Here is a 22587-nt window from a genome sequence, read left to right on the forward strand (position 1 = left end):
GGGATTTTTCTATTACCAAATCTTAACTCGATTTTCTGGTTTAATGTATAACTTGTTTTCTGGTTTAACATTAAAAGCTTCGTACCAAGCGTCTAAGTTTTGCAACGGAACATACGAACGATAAATTCCTGGAGCATGAGGATCAGTTTTTACTTGATTCTTTACGTATTCATCACGCGATTTTGTTCTCCAAACGGTTGCCCATGAAATAAAGAAGCGTTGTTCTGGTGTAAATCCATCAATTTTTTCTTGTGGATGTTTCGCTAAATATAACTGTAAACCGTCATAAGCAGCAGTAATTCCACCTAAATCGCCAATGTTTTCACCTAAAGTAAAATCTCCATCAACATAAATACCGCTAAAAGGTTGTAAGGCGCTATACTGCGCTGCCAACGATTTTCCTAGTTTTGTAAACTGCGTTAAATCGCTTGCTTGCCACCAATCAACTAAATTTCCTTCGGCATTGTAACGCGCTCCAGAATCATCAAAACCATGTGAAATTTCGTGACCAATAACGGCACCAATTCCACCATAATTAACCGCTTCATCAGCTTTGTAATCATAGAAAGGTGGTTGTAAAATAGCTGCTGGGAAAACAATTTCGTTGTACGATGGGTTGTAATACGCATTTACCATTTGTGGTGGCATACCCCATTTGGTTTTATCAACAGGTTTTCCGTAATCGTCGAAATTCTTTTGAATTCCCCAAGCCGTTACAGCTTTCATATTATCGTAATATGTACCTTTTTCTTCAGGACTCTTAATGGTTAATTTTGAGTAATCTTCCCACTTATCAGGATATCCAATTTTAATGCTCAATTTAGCTAATTTATCCAAAGCTCCCTGACGTGTTGCAGGTGCCATCCAAGGTAATTTCTTGATACGATTTTCGTAAGCTTTCACCACATTTTCAATCATTTCCTTAGCTTTCTGTTTTGCTTCAGCAGGAAATCTTTTTTCTACATATATCTTCCCTAAAGCTTCGCCTAACGTATTGTTAACAATACCAACCGCGCGTTCTTCTATAGGACGTTGTTTTTGTGCACCCGATAAAACTTTACCAAAAAACTCCCAATTTGCTTTTTCTAATGCAGGCGATAAAACCGAAGCCGAACCATTGATTAAGTTCCAAGTTAAATACGCTTTTACATCTTCTATAGGTGTTTGTTTTAATAAATCGTTCATGCGTGCTAAAGCTTTTGGTTGCGAAACCACTACAGAATCAATATTTTTTAAACCTGTTTTAGCAAAATAAGCGTCCCAATCAATTGTTGTAGCAATTGTTTTTAATTTACTAACAGGCATTGGGTTGTATGTTTTACGATCGTCGCGCATTTCAACACGCGTTAATTCTGCTTCAGAAATTTTTGTTTCGAAAGCTAAAATTTTCGCAGCTTTTGCTTTTGCATCGGCTTCGGTTGATCCAACAGCTTGTAACATTCTAGCTACATGTTTTTCGTATTTGTTACGTATTTCTGTTGTTTCGGCATCTTTTAATAAATAATAATCGCGCTCACCTAAACCAGTAGTTGTACCGTAAATGTAAATGACATTTTTGTTTGAATTGATAGCATCGGCACTTACATAAGTACCAAATAAACCTGTTCCACCTTCAAAAATAGTTGATTGAATTAAAGTATTTACATCAGCAATGGTTTTAATAGAAGCTATTTTTGCTAAATTTCCTTCAATAGGTTTAATGCCTAAATTGGTACGCGAAACCGTATCTAAATATGTTTTGTATACGTTTACTGCTTTGCCTTCATCAGAACTCGACTTTAAATCTTTGTTGTTAGCTGCTTCTTTTAACATGTTTAACACATCTAAATCGGTGTTTTTAGCTAGCTCGTCAAAACTTCCCCAAGTTGATTTATCAGCAGGAATTTCGGTTTTATCAAACCAAACGCCGTTTACATATCGGTAAAAATCATCACCCGGATTTACAGTAGTATCCATATATTGTATGGCCAAACCGTGTGGTTGATTATCTGCATCTGCCTTGTCTTTTTTACAAGAAGCTAAAGCTAAAACAGACAATAAACTTAATTGTGCTATTTTTTTCATTCTTTTTAGATTGATTTTGAACTAAATTAGTAATAAAAAAGTCGTAATTGTTACATTACGACTTTTTCTTTTTTATTACCAAATCTTAACTCGTTTTTCAGGAGCAACATATAATTTATCGCCTGGTTTAATATCAAAGGCTTTGTACCATGAATCTACGTTTTGCAATGGTACGTATGAACGGTACATTCCCGGTGCATGCGGATCGGTTTTTACTTGATTTTTAATGGCTTCATCACGCATTTTGGTTCTCCAAATGGTTCCCCACGAAATAAAGAAACGTTGTTCTGGTGTGTAACCATCAATCAATGCTGGGCGACCTTTATCTTTCATAAACAATTGCAAACCATCATAAGCAGCGTTTACACCACCTAAATCGCCAATGTTTTCGCCTAAGGTAAATTTACCATCAACAAAAGTATTAGGAAGTGGTTCTAAAGCAGAATATTGATCAGCCAATGAACCGCCTAAACCTGTAAATTGCTTTAAATCGTCTTCTGTCCACCAATTTACCAAGTTACCATCGGCATTGTAACGAGAACCAGAATCATCGAAACCATGAGAAATTTCGTGACCAATTACAGCTCCAATTCCACCATAATTAACCGCTTCATCTGCTTTATAATCATAGAAAGGAGGTTGTAAAATAGCAGCTGGAAACACAATTTCGTTGTTGGTTGGGTTAAAATATGCGTTTACCGTTTGTGGCGACATACCCCATTTGGTTTTATCAACCGGTTTGCCGTACTCTGCAATATTTTTAGCAAAGCCCCAACGTGCCACGTTTTTCATGTTTTCGTAATAGGTACCACCGTTTTCAGGTGCTTTAATATCTAACTTAGAATAATCTTCCCATTTATCAGGATAACCGATTTTTACAGTTGATTTACGTAATTTTTCAACGGCACCTTTACGTGTAGCAGGTGTCATCCATGGTAAATTGTTGATGCGATTTTCAAAAGCTAAAAACACATAATCAATCATTTCTTTGGCTTTGGCTTTAGCTTCTGGTGGAAATTTTTTCTCTACATATAATTTACCTAAAGCTTCGCCAACTGTTCCGTTTACTACTTGTAAAGCGCGCTCTTCAATAGGACGTTGCGCAATAGCACCTGTTAAGGTTTTGCTGTAAAAATCGAAGTTTGCTTCATCAATAGCTGTTGTTAAAACGCCTGTGTTTTTGTTGATTAACGTCCAACGTAAGTACGCTTTTAACTCATCGATACTAGCAGTTTTAAAAATGTTTTCTAATGTTTCCATGTATTTTGGCATTGAAACCACTACATTATCAACGCTTTTTAAACCAGCGGCAGTTAAGTAATTGTTCCAATTTACAGAAGGAGTCAATTTTTGTAACTCGGCAACTGACATTGGATTGTAGGTTTTTCTACGATCACGGCGCTCTACACGGTCTAAACGTGCCTCAGCCATTTTGGTTTCTAAAGCAACCACTTGTGTCGCCTGTTTTTGAGCATCGGTAGCGTTAATGCCTAAAAATTGTAGCATACGCGCCACGTGTGCTTCGTATTTTTGCTTTTTCTCTTTAGAATCGGCATCTTGTGAAACATAATAATCACGGTCTGGTAAACCTATGCTTCCAGGAGAGATGTTTACTACGTTTTTGTTAGAATCCATGGCATCAGCATATACATACATACCAAAAAATCCTAAACCACCTTCGGGCATTTGTTTGGTTAGTAAAGCAACCACATCGTTTACATTTTTAACCTTATTAACATCATCTAAAACAGATTGAATAGGTTTAATGCCTAATTTATTACGTGTGTCTAAATCTAAATAGGTTTTAAAAACGTTAACCGCTTTCATTTGATCCGATTTTGGATCTAATTTTTTATTGTTTACTGCTTCTTTTAAAATAGCCAAAGCATCAATATCGGTGTTTTGACGTAGCTCATCAAAGCTTCCCCAACGCGTTCTGTCTGCAGGAATTTCGGTTTTATCAAACCATTCACCATTTACAAATCTAAAAAAGTCATCACCCGGTTTCACGTTTTTGTCCATGTATTCTAAATTAATACCATGGTTTTCTTTTGAAGGAGCCTGAGCATTCATCGATGAGCAAATCATCAATAACGTAACAGGCAAAAACATAAATTTTTTATTCATCTTTTGTTTAATTATCTGTGTATAGTTACAAAAATAGCAACTTATACGTTTGCAGCGTAGTTTTATAACATATTTAACCCTTTAGCAGAAAACATTTGGTAATTTTGCGGAAATTTTTTCTCATGAAAGATCTTTTCTACCGTTACCGTTACTTATTTATAACAATGGGCGTAATTTCTGCGGTGATATTAACATTGTTTTATAATGCTTTAAAGCCCGAAAAACAATTGCCTATTTACACACCTGCAATGGTAAACCCAGAATTGGTTGATAGTTTGGTACAACATCAGAACAATAAAATGAAGCATAAAATTGCCGATTTTTCGTTTCAAAATCAAAATAATAAAACCATTACGCAAAACGATTATAAAGATGTTATTTATGTAGCCGATTTCTTTTTTACAACTTGCCCAACTATTTGCCCAATTATGACCGATAATATGATGTGGTTGCAAGAACAAATTAAAGATATGCCCGATGTTAAATTATTATCATTTTCTGTTACACCCGATATTGATACACCCGAAGTTTTAAGAAAATATGCTGACGAAAAAGGCGTGATCGATGCTAAATGGAATATGGTTACAGGCAATCAAAAAGATATTTATTACTTAGCAAGACAATCGTTTTTAGCAGTAAAAACAGGAACTATTGGTGAGTTATATGATATGGTACATACCGAAAATTTTATTTTGGTTGATAAAAAAGGACGTATTCGCGGGTTTTATGATGGCACCAATTTAAAAGAAAATAAAGGTGACGATACTAAAAATGTTACACAACTATTAGAAGATGTAAAATGGCTGCGTAGCAAAAGTTAATTTATTTATAAATTGTTACCTAAATGTAAAGGGATGTCTGCTAAAGTTTCGGATATCCTTTTTAAATGCCTAGATTTGCAATCTAAATTCAATCTAAATAAAAAGATATGACTCTTAATTACTTAAAAAAGAGCCAAAGAGGAATTATCAAATCCATGAATATGGACGAAGTTCCTTTAAAACTAATTGAAATGGGCTGTTTGCCAGGAAATGAAATTGAAGTGTTGCAAATTGCGCCTTTACAAGATCCTATTTACTTAAAAGTAAACGATTCGTTTATTAGTATTAGAAAAGAATTAGCACAACAAATTGAAGTGGAACTTATATAACATTTAATGAAACATTTAAAAGTAGCGTTAATTGGTAATCCAAATGTAGGTAAAACCTCGGTTTTTAACGCTTTAACAGGTTTAAATCAGCACGTAGGAAATTATCCAGGAATTACGGTTGAACGCAAAGCAGGTACTAGTATTTTATCAAAAGAGGTAAAAGCAAATATTGTTGATTTACCCGGCGTTTATTCGATAAATCCTAGTTCTAAAGACGAAGAAATTGCATTGAGCGCTTTGTTTGATGTCGAAAATAAAGATTATCCGGATGTAGTGGTTGTGATTGCAGAAGTTGAAAATTTAAAACGCAACCTATTATTATTTACGCAAATTAAAGATTTAGGATTTCCAACCATTTTAGCCTTAAATATGGCCGATCAAATGGAGAAAAAAGGAATTTCTGTTGATGTTAAAGGATTAGAAGAAGCATTGCAAACTAAAATTGTATTGCTTTCGGCTCGTAAAAAAGAAGGAATCGAGAATTTAAAAGAAGCGATACTTTCTTACGAAAATCTTAATAAAAATTCGATATTCAATTTAAAAACGGTTGATAACGATTATTTTGAGTTGTTGTCGAATTTATCTCCTAATGAATCGTTGTATAAAATTTGGTTGTCGCAAACCAAAGTATATCCTTTTATAAAAAGTACAATTGTTTCAAGTGATGCTTCGTTTCAAAAATCAGAAAATGATGTTAAGAAATTACAACATCGTGAAACCATTAAGCGTTATCAGTTCATCAATGCTGTTTTAAAAGATAATTACACCATTGATACATCAAAAGCAACCGATATTCGTATGCGATTTGACCGTATTTTAACGCATAAAGTGTGGGGATATGTCATTTTCTTATTCGTTTTACTACTTATTTACGGATCTATTTTTGAATTAGCTTCTTATCCTATGGAATTTGTGGATGGTTTGTTCTCAGATTTATCTACTTGGATCAGTGAAAACTTACCCGCAGGAAAATTAACCGAATTAATAGCCAATGGTATTGTGCCTGGTTTAGGCGGTGTAATGATGTTTGTGCCGCAAATTGCTATTTTGTTCTTTTTAATTTCGATTTTAGAAGAAACAGGCTATATGAGTCGTGTGGTTTTCTTAATGGATCGATTGATGCGTCCGTTTGGTTTAAGTGGAAAATCGGTTGTGCCATTGGTTTCAGGAACGGCTTGTGCTATTCCGGCGATTATGGCGGCACGTAATATCGAAAATCCAAAAGAGCGCTTAATAACCATGTTGGTAACGCCTTTTACAACTTGTTCTGCACGTATTCCGGTGTATATCATTATTATATCGTTAATCATTCCCAAAACATATGTACTAGGTTTTATACCGTTGCAAGCTTTGGTTATGACTTTTATGTACATTTTAGGATTTTTGGGCGCTTTAGGTGCTGGATGGATTTTAAGTAAGTATATTAAAATGGATAGGAAAGCCTACTTTATTATTGAGATGCCTACATACAAAAAGCCTATTTTAAAGAACGTTTTCTTAAATATGTACGAGAAAGTAGTTTCGTATATTGTAGGTGCGGGTAAAATTATTTTGGCGTTATCAGTGGTAATTTGGTTTTTAGGGTCACACGGACCATCATCTACTTTTGGAAAGGCAGAAGAAATTATTACTGAGAAACATAAAAATGATGGTTTAACAAAAGAAGAATTGGCTAATGAAATTTCAGGATATCAATTAGAATCGTCTTATATTGGAATGATTGGTACAACTATTGAACCTGTTTTTAGACCTTTAGGATACGATTGGAAAATGAGTATTGCTGTGTTAACATCGTTTGCGGCGCGTGAGGTTTTTGTTGGAAATCTTGCCACTTTATACAATTTAGGAGAAGATGTTGCTGAGGATGATCAACGAATTGTTGAGCGAATGGCAAGTGAGAAACGCGAAGATGGATCGGTTATGTTTGATTTTGCTACTGGCGTTTCGTTATTGCTTTTTTATGCTTTTGCCATGCAGTGTTTATCAACCGTTGGGGTAACTAAGAAGGAAACCAATTCTTGGAAATGGACTGCTTTTCAAATGATTTTTATGACAGGCTTTGCCTATATTGCTGCGTTAATTGCTTATCAAACTTTAAAATAAATAATGATGCAAGAAATTATAGTATATGTTGTATTGTTTATAGCCGTTGCTTTTTTACTTAAAAAATTTGTTTTTAAAGGTAAAAAAAAAGGTAATTGCGGCGATGATACAAACTGTAAATGTGGATAAAAAAAAAGAACTCAATTTTGAGTTCTTTTTTTTTATCCCAATGCTACATCTAGCATCATCATTATTATAAAACCACCTACAAATCCTAAAGTGGCAATATCGGTATTATCACCTTGTTGGGTTTCGGGTACTACTTCTTCAATCACAACAAAAATCATTGCTCCAGCCGCAAATGCTAAGGCATACGGTAGTACAGGTGTAAAAAAACCAACAGCCAAAGCACCAATTACTGCCGAAACAGGTTCTACCAAAGCAGAACTTTGCCCGTACATAAAACTTTTAGATTTACTCATCCCCATTCTTCGTAGCGGAAAAGAAACCGCCAAACCTTCGGGCATATTCTGCAAACCAATACCAATGGCTAATGTTAAAGCGCCTGCAATGGTTGCTTCTGGTATACCTGCCGCAACGCCACCAAACAACACCCCAACAGCCAAACCTTCGGGAATATTATGTAATGTAATGGCTAAAACAAGCAAAGTGGTTTTTTGCCAAGGCGTTTTTGTTTTCACCCCTTCGGTTTTTGAAATAGGATGATTTAAGTGCAAATGAGGTAATATTTTATCAAGCCCAAAGAGAAATAAGGCACCTAAAGCAAATCCTACCGATGCTGGAATTACTTTTGTAAAACCTTCACCTGAACTCATTTCGATTGCAGGAGCTAACAAACTCCAAAAACTGGCTGCAACCATAACACCGCCTGTAAAACCAAGCATGCCATCTAATAATTTTTTATTTGGATTTCGAAAAACAAAAACAGAAGCTGCTCCTAATGCTGTTAAAAACCATGTAAAAAGTCCTGCGTATAATGCCGCCCATACTGGGTTGATAGACTCAAAATAAGAAACTAATTCATTAAACATACCTAAACTTTTTTAACGTAAATATTCTGAGTTACCACTTTTGATAATGTAAGTTCCAAGTTTTGAAACAAAATGGTGATGGAATGATCAAAACTTTCATGTTTTACCACTTTAAAAGTACTTCCTAACGCAATTTTTTGCCTATCAAGATATTGTAAGAAAGACGATGAAGTATCTTTTACACCCACGCACATATATTCTTGATTTATTTCGGTTTCAGAAAGAAGTTCTTTTTGACGGTAAGGAATTTCTCCTACAGCATTTGGAATAGGATCGCCGTGCGGATCTTCTTTAGGAAAACCTAAAAAAGCATCTAAAGCATTAATTAATTTTTCCGATTTTATATGTTCTAATTCTTCTGCTACATCATGCACCTCGTCCCAATTAAACTCTAGTTTTTCTACTAAAAAAACCTCCCATAAACGATGTTTTCTAATAATCATTTTAGCTTTGTACAAACCTTCAGCAGTCATAAAAACACCTTTGTATTTTTCGTGACGAATAAGGTTTTTATCGTTTAATTTTTTAATCATATCGGTAACAGACGATGCTTTTGTGTCAATTTTCTGAGCAATAGCATTTGTAGAGATTCCTTCATCTTCTGTTAATGATAAATGATAGATCACTTTTAGGTAATTTTCTTCAGCTTGTGTTAACATCTTTTTCAGATAAAAATCAAAGGTAAATAATTGATTGAAAAATATCTAATTTTTAGTTTACTTTATTCAAAATATAATTTTAGCTTTGTCTAAAAATAAAATTATATGAAACATATATATCTTTTTTGCTTTTTGATAATTTCTTTTTGGTCGTATTCTCAAATTTCTGTTGAAGGAAAAGTGTATGATGCTTCAAAAAATCCGCAACAAACAATAGTTTATGTTGCCGAGTTAGATCAAGAGTTTAATACAAATGAAGAGGGATTGTTTACTTTTGATGTTAACAATGAGGGTGTATATCATTTTAAAGTTGTGGCTTCATCGGGCAATTTTGTGGATTTTGAATTTGAGATAACATCAGAAACAAAACAGCTAGTTTTTGAGTTGCCTGTAGAAAATACATCCGATGTTTTAGATGAAGTTGTTATTTCGGGCACCTTAAAACCTGTGTTACGATCGGAAAGTTTGGTGCCTGTTGAGGTTTACACGCCTACTTTTTTTAAGAAAAATCCTACGGCAAATATATTTGAAGCCTTGCAAATTGTTAATGGTGTAAAACCGCAGGTAAATTGCAGCGTTTGCAACACAGGTGATATTCATATTAATGGTTTAGAAGGACCTTATACATTTGTTTTGATTGACGGAATGCCTATTGTTAGTGGACTTTCTACGGTTTATGGTTTGTCGGGTATTCCTAATTCGTTGATTGAAAAGGTTGAAATTGTGAAAGGACCTGCTTCATCTTTGTACGGAAGTGAGGCGGTTGGTGGACTCATTAATATCATCACTAAAAATCCTTTGTACGCTTCTAAATACAGTGTAGATGTTTTTGGCACTTCTTGGGGCGAGGTTAATACCGATGTTGGTTTGTCTGTACCTATTTCAAAAAAAGTGCATTGGTTATTGGGGGTAAATTATTTTAATTATTCAAATCCGATTGACAAAAACAAAGACAATTTTACCGATGTAACTTTACAAGATCGTATATCATTCTTTAATAAGTTTACGTTTGATCGAAAATCTAAAAAGCAATTTTCTGTTGCTACACGTTATTTTTATGAAGATCGTTGGGGAGGCGAAATGAATTGGAAAAAGCAATTTAGAGGAGGTGAGGAGGTGTATGGAGAATCAATTTACACCAATCGATGGGAAGTTTTAGGATTGTATGAGTTGCCTTTTACCGAGAAAATTACCAGTCAGTTTTCGTTTACATCACACGATCAAAATTCGGTTTACGGAAACACCCCTTTTTTAGCGCAACAAACCATTGCTTTTGCTCAGTTGTATTGGGATAAATCTATTGGCAAGCATGATCTTTTATTAGGAACTGCTGCAAGATATCAATACTATGATGATAATAGTGTAGCTACAAAAACAGCTGATAACACCACAATACCAAGCGTTTTTTTACAAGATTCATATGAGTTTAATGATCGATTTAGTGTTTTGGGTGGTCTTAGATACGATTATCATAAAAAGCACAAAAGTATTTTTACGCCCAGATTGGCTTTTAGGTATGAATCTAAAAAAAGCGATATTATCCGTTTAAATGCGGGTACTGGTTTTAGGGTGGTTAATTTGTTTACAGAAGAACACGCTGCGTTGACAGGTGCGCGTGATGTGGTGGTTTTAGAAAATTTAAACCCCGAGAAATCATACAACGTAAATCTAAATTATTTAAAAACGTGGATGTTGTCTAATAATTTCATCCTTCAGGCCGAAACATCTGCCTGGTACACCTATTTTACCAATTCCATTATTCCAGATTATGATACCAATCCTAACCAAATCATCTATAAAAATTTAAAAGGATATGCCGAAACAAAGGGGTTAAGTGTAAATATTGATGGCGTTTACGCTAATAACCTTAAAATAATGATGGGTGCTACTTTTCAAGATGTAAATAAAGTGGAAGATGGTGTAAAAACACAACAAATGCTAACCGAGCGTTTTTCGGGAACTTGGGCAGTCTCGTATACCATTAATTCCTTAAGCACAACCATTGATTATTCGGGGTCGTTGTATGGGTCTATGCGTTTGCCTTTGGTTAGCGATCTTGATCCGCGTTTGCCAAAATCTAAAACCTACAGTTTGCAAAATATTCAAATAACATATAAAGGATTAAAGCATTTTGAATTTTATGGTGGCGTTAAGAATATTTTGAATTGGACACCTAATAAAAACAATCCATTTATTATTGCAAGAACCAATGATCCTTTTAATAAAAAAGTACAATTTGATGCTAATGGAAATGCAATGCCAACAAGCGAAAATCCGTATGGTTTAGTGTTTGATCCTACCTATATATACGCTCCAAATCAGGGCATAAGAACCTTTTTTGGAGTACGTTTTAGCATCTAAAAAAAGTGTTAAAAAAACATAAAGTTTCCTAAAAGTTTTTCTATGTTGTTGTAATTCAATATATTTGCTTTTGTGTAAAATTTTAAAGAGTGATTTTTGAAGCAAAAAAAGTCTATCTTTGCCCGTAAACAATAATAAAATAAGTTATGTATACAGGATTACAACATGCCCATTCTTTTGTTGCTTATGCAGCATTAATTCTATTAATTGTTGCGTCATTAAACGCAATAATTGGAATGACATCAAACAAAAGTTTTAAAGATGGCGATAGAAAAATTGCATTGTTTGCATTAATTTTTACACACATTCAACTATTAGTTGGTCTTATATTGTATTTTCAATCACCAATGGTACAAATTTTCAATATGCCAATGGGAGAAGTAATGAAAGATGCTAATTTAAGATTATATGCAGTTGAACATCCATTAATCAACATTATTGCAGTAGTTTTAATTACAATTGGCTTTTCTAAACACAAAAAAGCAACAACAGATAAAGCTAAATTCAAATCAATTGCAATTATGTACGCTTTAGGAACCATCTTGATTTTATCAAGAATACCTTGGAGCAATTGGTTGTAAAATTCGATTTTTATTCTCATTTGAATTAAAATCCTCTTGTCTTTACAAGAAAAAAAGAAGTTTAATTAAAGTACGATTTATGAAGAAGCATTTTTATTTAATTTTAGCAGGATTAGTAACATTAACAGCTGTAACAGGTTTTAGTGTTATGTCAGAAAACAATGAAACGGATAACAACAGTAAGGTTGTAGGAAAGGAGTTAGCTTACGCAGAAATAGCAACAGCTAGTAATTTTAGTAAAGATTCTTCTAAAATAAATGAAAAAGCAGAAACAGTAGATAGCGAAATTGTAAAATTAAACGACGAACTTAAAGCACTTGAAGAGGAAGTAGAAGTAGTGCATGAAAATGTGCAAGCCTCTTATTATCACGATAAATTTAACGGTAAAAAAACAGCTAACGGTGATGTTTTTAGTAATAAAAAATACACTGCGGCTCACAAAACATTGCCTTTTGGTACTAAAGTACGTGTAACTAATTTATCTAATGACGAAACTGTTATTGTAGAAATTAACGATCGCGGACCATTTACAAAAGGTCGTAAATTAGATTTAAGCAAATCTGCATTTATGGATTTAGCTCATCACAAAGGTCGTGGTACTTTAAATGTAATGGTTGAGGTTTTACCTGAAGATTACGAAGAAAAGAAAAATGAGTTAACAGATGAGTTAAGTGTAATTGCTTCAGTTCCAGAAAATTTAGACTTAAATGAGTTCTCTTTATAGAATTTTAATCCTTATTTTAATGATAAGTTTTGCAAGTTGTAAAACAGCAAGCAATACTAACAATACAAAAACCTCATTTTATAAGAATGAGGTTTTTGCTTGTTACTATCACAATAAATTTAATGGTAGAAAAACGGCCAGTGGTACTGTTTTTTCAAATAGTAAACTAACAGCTGCTCATAAAACCCTTGATTTTGGTACTCAAATTAAAGTAACCAATATTGAAAACAATAAAAGTGTTGTTGTTACCATTACAGATCGTGGACCATTTACAAAAGGTTTAGAGATTGATTTGTCTAAAAAAGCATTCGATGCTATTTCTCATGATGAAAAAGCAGGTAAATTGTTGGTGAAACTAGAAATTATCGATTCCAAGTAGTATACGGATGATTGCTTAAGTACGAATTATAATATTGTAAATCGCCTGTTAATTCATCACCTAACCAATCGGGTTTTTCAAATGTTTGGTTTTCTGAATTTAATTCTACTTCGGCAACAATCAAACCTTCGTTTGCCCCTTCAAAAACATCTACCTCAAATACAACATCGTTAAAAGGAAATAGGTGTCTTGTTTTACTAATCACAAAATCCTCGCACAGTTTTAAAAGTTCTGTAGCTTCTAGTACCGAAATTTCTTTTTCCCATTCAAATCTACTCAAGCCGTTTTCAGAGCTTTTTCCTTTAATAGTTAAGAAACCTTGGTTGCCTTTAATGCGAACTCTAACTGTACGATCTTCGCTTGAATTTAAATATCCCTGAGTTATCTTGTAGCTTTCTTTAATATTACTTAAAAATGTAGTATTTTTAACCCTGAATTTTCGTTCAATTTCTAACATGATATTTTTTAGTTTACAAACTCAAATATCGTAAAAAAAGATTTTATGAATTTAATAAAAAAACAAATTTCCTATAAAAGTATCGATGAAATATTTGCTAAATATATTGTAAACGATGAGCTTGTTTTAGGTGAAAGTTTGTTCTTTTTATATGATTTGGTGGCTTATTTTAGACCTAAAAAGCCAAAAGCGGTTGCCAATATCACACTACGTGAGTTGTTAGACTATTTAATTGAGTTTGATAAAGACCGCAAAATTTTACAGTTTTATTTACAGCAAGTTATTTCGGGCAGAACCTTTAATTTAATGGTTTCTGATGCAGGGATTTTGCAAGATTCTGACTTTTTATTTGAGATTAGAAAACGAATTTCGGCAAAAATTTTACCTTATCAACCCCAAAAAGATACGCTTGAATATGTTTTAAATCAGGTTTTTTATAAGGAAAACGATTTTGTTTGGATTCATAAAATTCCTTTTGATGAGCTGATAGAGCTTTTTGAAACTTTACAACTACAAGATATTTATCAATTTGATAAGGCAGAAAGTGGCGCTATGTCTGAAATTCTGTATTCAATGGGGTTGCTTACACAACGTATGAGTGGGCGCTCTATGGAAACGGCAATTTTAAAAATGATTCCTAAGTACAATCATTTGGCAAGTCCGTTTCTGGGTTTTGAAAACGAATTGTTTGAAATTGAAAACAGACTTCGTAAAGGTGAAATTCAGTTTGTTGATAAAAACGATTTAAACTACAAACAATTAGTTATTTTACACAAACAATGTGTCGATTTAATTAATCATGCCTTTAAAAACAGTTCTAAACTCGGAATTACCCTAAAAGTAAATCAAAGTTTACTTAGAATTCGCCAACAATTAGATCGTATTCATATTTTACTCGATTTCTTAGTGGTTGATGCACCAAAAGATCGTGTAGAAAATACCATACAATTATCTTTAAAACTAATTGAATATAATTGTTACAAAAATAACATCAGCAAATTACTTGATGAAAGTACGCAAGTGGTGTCTTATGAAATAACGCAATACACTGCAAAAACGGGTGAGCATTATATAACAGACTCTGCTAAAGAGTATTTTAAAATGTTTAAAGCGGCATTAGGAGCTGGTTTGGTAGTGGGTTTTTTGTGTATTTTTAAAGTGTTATTATCAAAAGTAGATACCAGTGATTTTGGTTTTGCTTTTTTATATAGTATGAACTATGCTTTTGGTTTCATTGTTATTTACCTATGTGGATTTGCTTTGGCTACCAAACAACCCGCAATGACAGCAACTACTATTGTTAAAGCAATTGAGGAAGGAATTAAAAACCATACCAATACAGCTGAAAAACACAGTGCATTTGCTAATTTATTTGCACGTTTATTCAGGTCGCAATTCATTGCTTTTGTGGGTAACGTAATTATGGCTTTTGCGGTTGCTTTACTATTAATTTTTCTTATTGATTATACTACGGGTATTAATCTTACCGATACTAAATGGCATTCACTGCTTAAAGATGCAAGCCCAATACACTCTATGGCTATATTTCATGCAGGTATTGCAGGTATTTTCCTGTTCTTGTCTGGTATTATTTCAGGAAACGTGTCTAATAAAAATAAACACAATCAGGTATATTACCGTATTCAAGAAAATCCTTTTTTAAAAACAGCCTTAGGCACCAATAAGGCAAGTAAGTTAGCTTCTTGGTTAGAAAAAAAATGGCCTGGTATTGTTTCTAATTTTTGGTTTGGTGTTTTTATGGGTAGTACCCACTCAATAGGTATCTTTTTAGGGGTGAATTTAGATATTAGACACATTACTTTTGTTAGTGGAAATATTGCTTTAGGTGCTTATGGTGCCGATTTTCAATTAACATTGATGACGTGGATATGGTCTTTGTTAGGCCTGTTTTTTGTTGGATTTATGAATTTTATTGTCAGCTTTGGTTTGTCATTAGGATTAGCACTTAGATCTAGAAGTATTCCTTTAATTGAGATTTTTTCACTACAAAAATCGGTATGGAAGCATTTTAAAAAGCATCCGTTGCAATTCTTTTTTCCTTCAAGAAAGAAAAAGACAGAAGTACAAGAATAATTTTGTGACTTATGGAAACTGCTAATCGAAAGATTATTCATATTGATATGGATGCATTTTATGCATCGGTTGAACAATTAGATAATCCAGAAATTAGAAATAAACCTGTTGCGGTAGGTGGTTCAGAGAGTAGAGGAGTGATTTCTGCTGCAAGTTATGAAGCTCGAAAATTTGGTGTAAAAAGTGCTATGAGCGGAAAACTGGCTTTAAAAAAGTGCCCAGAACTTATTTTCGTAAAACCCAACTTTGAAAGATACAAGCAAGTTTCCAAACAAATCAGATCCATTTTTTTAGAATATACCGATCTGGTTGAACCGTTGTCTTTAGACGAGGCTTTTTTAGATGTTACTATTAACAAGAAAAACTTAAAAAGCGCTACGTTAATTGCAGAAGAAATACGCAGAAAAATATATGATACCACGGGTTTAACAGCATCGGCAGGAATTTCGGTTAACAAGTTTCTAGCAAAAATAGCTAGCGATTATAATAAACCAAACGGACAAAAAACAATTGAGCCACATGAAATTATTCCCTTTTTAGATGGATTGGAAGTTCGACGTTTTTTTGGCGTTGGAAAGAAAACATGTGATAGAATGTATCATTTAGGAATTTTTACAGGAGCTGATCTTCGCTCAAAATCGTTGGAATTTCTTGAAGAGCATTTTGGAAATTCAGGGCCTCATTTTTTTCAATTGGCACGTGGTATTAGTAATTCTCAAGTAATACCTAATAGATTGCCTAAATCTATTGGTGCAGAACGTACTTTTCATGAAAACTTTACCTCCATAATTCCTTTGCAAGATAAGTTGCAGGATGTTTGTGAAGAAGTTTCTACCCGATTAAGAAAGAGAGATCTTTCAGGAAAAACCATTACACTTAAGATAAAATACAGCGATTTTACATTACAAACAAAAAGTATAAGTCTTCCTTACTACATTAGTAGTTATGATTTACTTTTAGATACTGCATTAGAGTTACTAGAGCAATGCACTCTTAAAACATCTGTTAGACTAATAGGTGTTCAATTAAGTAATTTGAATATAAATCAAAAAAAGCTGGAATATATCCAGCTTAAATTTAAGTTTTAATGTAAATAGATAAATAGAAACATCGGTCCCCATTTTTTTATTTTACTGCATTGAGATATTACATTTTTTCGTAATCACTAGCAGAATTACCTTTTACTGTTCTTGCATTAATAACTTTACCGTCAGCGTCTAAAACCAAAACAGTTATTTCAAGTTTTGAAGCATCAACAGAGGTATAGTTGAATGATAAATTATCTAAATTAATTTCACTATTAGTAACTTTGTCTTTAGCAATATCGGTACCCATAATCTCAGTTCCAGCTCGTACAACATTGTTATGTACAAAATTCATTTCCCATCTACCTTTTCCTGTATCATTACCATATAAAGATGTACCATTAGCTTGTCTGTAAACTAAACCATCTTCTTGAACATACACAACATATTTTAATTGTTGTTTTATGTCTTCTCCAAATTTTAATGATACTTTTGCAGTACCACTAGAAGCTCCCAAAGTAGATTCTACTTTAATACCTACACTAGAAGTTGTTTTGTAAAGTTCTAATGGGTAGTTAATGTTGTTGTTTTCAGGACCTTTCCATTTTTTGTCACGGTTTATGTAAGCTGTTGGATATCCTGTTACTTTTAAAGCCTTTTCCAAAGCAGTAACAGGCGAATAGTTATATGGATCATGATATTGGCTACTAGCAGATAAGTCTCCAATATGTAATCCCGAAGCTACAAATTTATCGCCATTTACTTTTTCTGATTCATCAATAGCATAGGAAACACGAGGGCAATAAACGCACCAAGCTCCCGTAAAGTCTTCAGCTGCAACACGATGCTTAAATTTTTCACCACTACCTTTAATTAAAACAGAAGGGTCTTCATTTTCTTTTGGTTCGTCAGAATCAGAACATGCAGTAAAGTTTAGTGATACAATACCAAGCATTAAAATAGGTAATAATTTTTTTGTAAACATAATTTATTTTGTTATTGTTAAGTTATTGAAATGTAAAATAAAATATAAAATAAGTAAAAAAAAAATAATTTGATATTTATTTTATTATTAATTTTGATTTCAAATTTTTAAATATCTTTCAAAAAATCATGAAATTACGTTTGTCATTAGTAACTATTTGCTTGTTATTTGTAACATTTGCAATTGGTCAAAATAAATTACCAAATGTATCATTAAAGAATTTAGATAATAAATCTATTAATGTATCAAGTTACAATAATTCATCTAAGCTTGTTATTGTTAGCTTTTGGGCTACTTGGTGTGGTCCTTGTATTAAAGAGTTAGAAGCTATTAAAGGGAAGTATGCGCAATGGCAGAAAGATTATGGTGTAGAATTAGTTGCAATTTCTATTGATGATTCTAAAACAATTAATCGTGTAAAGCCAATGGTTACTTCAAAAGGTTGGAAGTATAATGTTCTTTTAGATACAAATCAAGATTTAAAAAGAGCTTTAAATGTTGTAAATGTTCCTTATACAATGATTTTATATAAAGGAAAAGTTGTGTTTACGCACTCAAACTATACACCAGGTATTGAGACTAAAATGGAACAAGAATTAGCTAAGATTGTAAAAAAATAATTAAATGAAAAGAATTCTTCTTTTGACGACGTTGTTAACGTCGTCTTTCTTTTATGCGCAAGTTCGCGTAGGGATTGAATCTAATAATCAATACTATCTTGATGATAATAAAATTAAGATAGATGAAAAAGAAGCAGAAGATAGATTTAGATCTAATACTTATGTTAAGTTAGACTATTTTAAAAATAAATGGGAGTTTGGTCTTCAGGTGGAGTCTTATTATCCTAAAGCAATCATTAATTATAGTCCGGATCTTAAAGATGTAAATATAGGAACTATATACGCTCGTTATAATGATATAGATAATGGTGTTAATATTACCTTAGGGCATTTTTATGAGCAGTTTGGTAGTGGTTTAATTTTACGTTCATGGGAAGATAGAGCATTAGGTGTTAATAATGCAATTTTTGGTATGAACGCCAAATTAAGATTAGCTAATAATTTAGATTTAACAGCTTTAACAGGAAAACAACGCGTAGGTATGGGGTTTGATTTTTCTGACAGCTATATTATGGGAACGAATCTTGAATTCAATGCAGCAGGAGCTTTAAATCTTGAGAAAACCGATTTACGTTTTGGTGCAAGTTATGTTGGAAGATTAGATCAAAAAGCCGAAGTTGAATACCAAGGGGTACATGATTTAACTAATGTGGTTTCTGGAAGATTTAATTTTGGTACTGGTGGGTTTAATTTAGGGGGAGAATATGTACATAAGCAAAAAGATATATTAGTAGAGATTGGTGATTATATGGATGGGATCTTTAAAGATGGTAATGCTTTATTGATAAACTTAGGATATAATGAAGGTAATTTTGGATCAAGTGTTAATCTTCGTCGTATGGAAAACATGTCTTTCTATTCTGAACGTAGTTTTACTGGAAACGTATACAATAAAGGTGTTGTTAATTATGTGCCTGCTTTAACAAAACAGTATGATTTTTCTTTACAAAATATCTATGTGTATCAAGCACAGCCACATTTAGATTTTTTTCAGGCAAGAAAATCTGGTGAAATAGGTGGTCAATATGATTTGTTTTATGATTTTGCAGAAGGTAGTGCTTTGGGCGGTAAGCATGGTATGCATTTAGCTGTAAATGGTTCTTATTGGTCTGGTTTGAAATCAACATATGATTTTAATAATAATACTGTAGATAATGAATTCTTGAAATTTGGACAAAAATATTATTCTGATATTGCTGTAGAAGTTAGGAAGAATTGGACTTCCAGTTTTCAGACAATTACAATGTATATGAATCAATATTACAATGCGCCAATGTTAGAGTCTAAATTCGAAGAAATAAAAACTAATATTGCTAGTTTTGAAGGGTTGTACAATTTTACCGAAACTAGTTCTGTAAGATTGCAGTTGCAACATATGTGGGCAAAAACAGATAAACGTGATTGGGCTGCAGGATTATTAGAGTTTGTTCCTAATTCTATGTTTAGTATTTATGTTACTGATATGTATAATTACGGAAACACACATCCTGAAAGTCGAGTTCATTATTACAGTGTTGGAGGAAGCTTTTCAAAAGGTGCAACACGTATAGCTGTAAATTATGGTCGTCAACGTGGAGGTCTAATGTGTGTTGGTGGTGTTTGTAGATATGTGCCAGAATCTAACGGTATAACTTTAAACTTAACAACTAATTTTTAAAGGATATAAAAAAAGCCCGAATTTCAATTCGGGCTTTTTTTATTGAATATTAGGTAAATAGAAAAAATAGTTCTAAATTTGCAAAACTTTTAGCGGAAGAAATGGGTTGGGCTAAAAGGTTGAAACATAAACTATAACATCTTCTGTTTTTAACTTTCTTACAATCCTAAAAAAAGCAGAATACAAATTTATTATCAGACATGTCTGAACAAACACAAAACTCAAAAGAATTCTTAGATACTTTCAACTGGGAAAGTTATGAAAACGGTATTGATGCAGTAGATGCTTCAAACTTAAAAGAATTCGAAGACTTAGTAGAAAAAACATTTATCTCTACAGATGCTGAAGAGGTTGTTGAAGGTGTTGTTGTAAGAATCACTGACAGAGATGCTATTGTTGATATCAATGCTAAATCTGAAGGAGTTATTTCTTTAAACGAGTTCCGTTACAATCCAGGTTTAAAAGTAGGTGATAAAGTTGAAGTTTTAATCGACGTTCGCGAAGATAAAAACGGTCAATTAGTATTATCTCATCGTAAAGCTCGTACAATCAAAGCATGGGATCGCGTTATTGCTGCTCATGATTCTGGTGAAATCGTTAATGGTTTCGTTAAATGTAGAACTAAAGGTGGTATGATCGTTGACGTTTTCGGAATTGAAGCTTTCTTACCAGGTTCTCAAATTGATGTGAAACCTATCCGTGATTACGATCAATATGTAAACAAAACTATGGAGTTTAAAGTTGTTAAAATCAACCACGAATTCAAAAACGTAGTAGTTTCTCATAAAGCATTAATTGAAGCTGATATCGAAGTTCAGAAAAAAGAAATCATCGGTCAATTAGAAAAAGGTCAAGTATTAGAAGGTATCGTTAAAAACATTACTTCTTACGGTGTATTCATCGATTTAGGAGGTGTTGACGGTTTAATCCATATTACTGACTTATCTTGGTCTCGTATCAACCACCCATCTGAGGTATTAGAATTAGATCAAAAATTAAACGTTGTAATCTTAGATTTCGATGACGAGAAAACACGTATCCAATTAGGTTTAAAACAATTAAACGCTCATCCATGGGATGCTTTAGATGCTAACTTAAACGTTGGTGATAAAGTAAAAGGTAAAGTAGTTGTTTTAGCTGATTACGGTGCATTCATCGAAGTTGCAGAAGGTGTTGAAGGTTTAATTCACGTTTCTGAAATGTCATGGTCAACGCATTTACGTTCAGCTCAAGATTTCGTAAAAATCGGTGATGAAGTAGAAGCAGTTATCTTAACATTAGATCGCGATGAGCGTAAAATGTCTTTAGGTATCAAACAATTAACAAACGATCCTTGGACTGATATTACAGCTAAATACCCAGTAGGTTCTAAACACACAGGTACAGTTCGTAACTTCACTAACTTCGGTGTATTCGTTGAATTAGAAGAAGGTATTGACGGTTTAGTTTACATTTCTGACTTATCTTGGACTAAGAAAATCAAACACCCATCAGAATTTGTTAACGTAGGTGACAAATTAGATGTTGTTGTTTTAGAATTAGATGTTGAAGGTCGTAAATTATCTTTAGGTCACAAACAAACTACAGATAACCCATGGGATGCTCACGAAGCAGCTTACGGTGTAGGTACTGTTCATAATGGTACAATTGCGGACTTAAACGATAAAGGTGCTACAATTAACTTCGAAGAAGATGTAGTTGCTTTTATCCCAACACGTCACTTAGAGAAAGAAGACGGTAAAAAATTGAAAAAAGGAGATACAGCTGATTTCAAAGTTATCGAGTTTAACAAAGAATTCAAAAGAGTTGTAGCTTCTCATACCGCTACTTTCCGTGAAGAGGAAGAGAAAAACTTTAAAGCTGCTGAAGAAAAAGCATCTGCTAACACTACAGCAAACGAAAAAACTACATTAGGTGATATCGACGCTTTAGCTGAATTAAAAGCTAAAATGGAAGGTAAAAACTAATTTAAGTTTTTAAAATAACAAACCCGTTAGCATGTCTAGCGGGTTTTTTTTATGCTTTTTTTGGGCGTTCCCCTTCGGGTCGGGCTTTCGCTGCTCGCTTTTTCCTGCGCTTTGCTCCGTAAAATAGCTCAAACAAACGCTCAATCCCTAACGCAAATGAGAGTTTTACTAAATATTTAGGGTATAAATAATATTTGATTTTGTAGATAAACCAAGAGATTGAAAAAGAAAGATGATTTTTTTTGAAAATTAAATCACTTAAAAACAGCTTGTTAAAAAATAAGTTTAAAAAACTTAAAAAAAAGCTTGCAAGAACAGAATTAGTGTTTGTATATTTGCACCGTTGAAAACAACAACGTTCATAGACAAACAGTAAAGATAAAGAAAAATAATTTAGAAATAAATTTGGATTGTATTAAAATAATCACGTATCTTTGCAGTCCGTTCAAATAAGAAAAAGGGCGATTAGCTCAGCTGGTTCAGAGCACCTCGTTTACACCGAGGGGGTCGGGGGTTCGAACCCCTCATCGCCCACAAAACTTTTTCTTAGTTTACTTTTAAAGTAATTTAAGACACGTTCATAGACATATTGGATTAACAGAGAATAAAGAGTAAGAGCTTTTAGGTAACTAAGAGGTCTTG

At 33.1% G+C, this 22587-nt stretch carries 19 protein-coding genes and 1 tRNA gene; 14 read left to right on the forward strand and 6 right to left on the reverse strand.

Going from position 1 to position 22587, the window contains the following annotated elements; genetic code table 11:
* Positions 1–12: 12 nt before the first annotated feature.
* Positions 13–2064, reverse strand: coding sequence for a M13 family metallopeptidase (locus tag H1R17_RS05475; protein ID WP_163432801.1), 2052 nt, complete (start codon positions 2062–2064; stop codon positions 13–15).
* Between the two features lie 75 nt (positions 2065–2139).
* Positions 2140–4191 carry a M13 family metallopeptidase gene (locus H1R17_RS05480; RefSeq protein WP_163432802.1) on the reverse strand — a complete coding sequence of 684 codons (2052 nt, stop codon included), beginning with the start codon at positions 4189–4191 and terminating at the stop codon, positions 2140–2142.
* 122 nt (positions 4192–4313) lie between these two features.
* Here H1R17_RS05480 and H1R17_RS05485 point away from each other — a divergent pair, with 122 nt between their 5' ends.
* From H1R17_RS05485 to H1R17_RS05500, 4 genes are all read left to right on the forward strand, one after another.
* The gene (locus H1R17_RS05485) at positions 4314–5012 is read left to right on the forward strand and encodes an SCO family protein (protein ID WP_163432803.1); all 699 of its coding nucleotides are present in this window, start codon (positions 4314–4316) and stop codon (positions 5010–5012) included.
* Between the two features lie 107 nt (positions 5013–5119).
* Positions 5120–5341 (forward strand): FeoA family protein, encoded by a 222-nt coding sequence (locus H1R17_RS05490; RefSeq protein ID WP_163432804.1) that lies wholly within the window; start codon positions 5120–5122, stop codon positions 5339–5341.
* Positions 5342–5347: 6 nt separating this feature from the next.
* Complete coding sequence (feoB, locus tag H1R17_RS05495) at positions 5348–7444, forward strand: ferrous iron transport protein B (protein ID WP_163432805.1); 2097 nt, start codon at positions 5348–5350, stop codon at positions 7442–7444.
* A 6-nt stretch (positions 7445–7450) separates the two neighbouring features.
* Complete coding sequence (locus H1R17_RS05500) at positions 7451–7573, forward strand: FeoB-associated Cys-rich membrane protein (RefSeq protein WP_255481782.1); 123 nt, start codon at positions 7451–7453, stop codon at positions 7571–7573.
* Between the two features lie 32 nt (positions 7574–7605).
* On the opposite strand, the gene H1R17_RS05505 is transcribed toward H1R17_RS05500, so the two are convergent.
* Positions 7606–8436 (reverse strand): ZIP family metal transporter, encoded by an 831-nt coding sequence (locus H1R17_RS05505; protein ID WP_163432806.1) that lies wholly within the window; start codon positions 8434–8436, stop codon positions 7606–7608.
* A 2-nt stretch (positions 8437–8438) separates the two neighbouring features.
* Positions 8439–9095: a metal-dependent transcriptional regulator gene (locus tag H1R17_RS05510; protein ID WP_163432807.1), complete on the reverse strand. Its 657-nt coding sequence runs from the start codon at positions 9093–9095 to the stop codon at positions 8439–8441.
* A 105-nt stretch (positions 9096–9200) separates the two neighbouring features.
* Between H1R17_RS05510 and H1R17_RS05515 the strand changes: the two genes are divergently transcribed.
* The 4 genes from H1R17_RS05515 (at position 9201) to H1R17_RS05530 (ending at position 13140) form a co-directional block, all read left to right on the forward strand.
* Positions 9201–11456: a TonB-dependent receptor domain-containing protein gene (locus tag H1R17_RS05515; protein ID WP_163432808.1), complete on the forward strand. Its 2256-nt coding sequence runs from the start codon at positions 9201–9203 to the stop codon at positions 11454–11456.
* Positions 11457–11602: 146 nt separating this feature from the next.
* A complete protein-coding gene (locus tag H1R17_RS05520; protein ID WP_163432809.1) occupies positions 11603–12037 on the forward strand; it encodes a hypothetical protein in 435 nt (144 codons plus the stop codon).
* A gap of 79 nt (positions 12038–12116) precedes the next feature.
* Positions 12117–12761, forward strand: coding sequence for a septal ring lytic transglycosylase RlpA family protein (locus H1R17_RS14255; protein ID WP_317164271.1), 645 nt, complete (start codon positions 12117–12119; stop codon positions 12759–12761).
* A complete protein-coding gene (locus H1R17_RS05530) occupies positions 12745–13140 on the forward strand; it encodes a septal ring lytic transglycosylase RlpA family protein (protein ID WP_163432810.1) in 396 nt (131 codons plus the stop codon). The genes H1R17_RS14255 and H1R17_RS05530 overlap by 17 nt, the downstream gene beginning before the upstream one ends.
* Here H1R17_RS05530 and H1R17_RS05535 read toward each other — a convergent pair.
* Positions 13124–13597: a CYTH domain-containing protein gene (locus H1R17_RS05535; protein WP_163432811.1), complete on the reverse strand. Its 474-nt coding sequence runs from the start codon at positions 13595–13597 to the stop codon at positions 13124–13126. The two genes, H1R17_RS05530 and H1R17_RS05535, sit on opposite strands and share 17 nt — an antisense overlap.
* A gap of 45 nt (positions 13598–13642) precedes the next feature.
* On the opposite strand from H1R17_RS05535, the gene H1R17_RS05540 reads away from it, so the two are divergent.
* The gene (locus H1R17_RS05540; RefSeq protein ID WP_163432812.1) at positions 13643–15691 is read left to right on the forward strand and encodes a site-specific recombinase; all 2049 of its coding nucleotides are present in this window, start codon (positions 13643–13645) and stop codon (positions 15689–15691) included.
* An 11-nt stretch (positions 15692–15702) separates the two neighbouring features.
* On the forward strand, positions 15703–16779 hold the full coding sequence (gene dinB / locus H1R17_RS05545) for a DNA polymerase IV (protein ID WP_163432813.1): 1077 nt from the start codon (positions 15703–15705) through the stop codon (positions 16777–16779).
* Between the two features lie 58 nt (positions 16780–16837).
* On the opposite strand, the gene H1R17_RS05550 is transcribed toward dinB, so the two are convergent.
* Complete coding sequence (locus H1R17_RS05550) at positions 16838–17701, reverse strand: Omp28-related outer membrane protein (protein WP_163432814.1); 864 nt, start codon at positions 17699–17701, stop codon at positions 16838–16840.
* Between the two features lie 128 nt (positions 17702–17829).
* On the opposite strand from H1R17_RS05550, the gene H1R17_RS05555 reads away from it, so the two are divergent.
* The 4 genes from H1R17_RS05555 to H1R17_RS05570 all read left to right on the forward strand — a co-directional run bounded on the left by H1R17_RS05555 (position 17830) and on the right by H1R17_RS05570 (position 22479).
* Positions 17830–18321: a TlpA disulfide reductase family protein gene (locus H1R17_RS05555; protein ID WP_163432815.1), complete on the forward strand. Its 492-nt coding sequence runs from the start codon at positions 17830–17832 to the stop codon at positions 18319–18321.
* A 4-nt stretch (positions 18322–18325) separates the two neighbouring features.
* Positions 18326–19978: a DUF6029 family protein gene (locus tag H1R17_RS05560; RefSeq protein ID WP_163432816.1), complete on the forward strand. Its 1653-nt coding sequence runs from the start codon at positions 18326–18328 to the stop codon at positions 19976–19978.
* A 200-nt stretch (positions 19979–20178) separates the two neighbouring features.
* Complete coding sequence (rpsA, locus tag H1R17_RS05565; protein ID WP_163432817.1) at positions 20179–21945, forward strand: 30S ribosomal protein S1; 1767 nt, start codon at positions 20179–20181, stop codon at positions 21943–21945.
* Between the two features lie 459 nt (positions 21946–22404).
* Positions 22405–22479, forward strand: a tRNA-Val gene (locus H1R17_RS05570).
* Positions 22480–22587 lie beyond the last annotated feature (108 nt).

The organism is Flavobacterium sp. xlx-214 (assembly GCF_013874595.1).
Classification (GTDB): Bacteria; Bacteroidota; Bacteroidia; order Flavobacteriales; family Flavobacteriaceae; genus Flavobacterium.